A 235-nucleotide genomic window follows, 5' to 3' on the forward strand; every position below is an offset into this window, starting at 1 on the left:
CAGTTCCGTAACGGGCGCACGGCAATCTACCGCGACGTCAACGTATGCAAGGGCGAGACGCTGGTGATCGCGCCGCTGCGGTGATGCATGCGTCCCGTTGGCCGATCCGACTTGTCCCGCTGCTGTGGCATCACCGGCACGTGTTCGGCCATCAGCGCCGCTACCGAGTCGACGAACACGCGCAGCTTGGCGCTGACGTGGCGGTTGGGACGGAAGGCGATGTGCAGCGGCATCG

1 protein-coding gene is annotated in these 235 nt (G+C 66.0%); it reads right to left on the minus strand.

The genetic code is table 11. The annotated features are described in order from the left end of the window. Nucleotides 1-26: 26 nt before the first annotated feature. A partial coding sequence (locus tag ACQG3P_RS23875; protein ID WP_426806437.1) for a hypothetical protein occupies nucleotides 27-235 on the minus strand: 209 nt, incomplete at its 5' end.

This window comes from Stenotrophomonas sp. SrG (genome assembly GCF_050031795.1).
Lineage (GTDB): Bacteria > Pseudomonadota > Gammaproteobacteria > Xanthomonadales > Xanthomonadaceae > Stenotrophomonas > Stenotrophomonas rhizophila_A.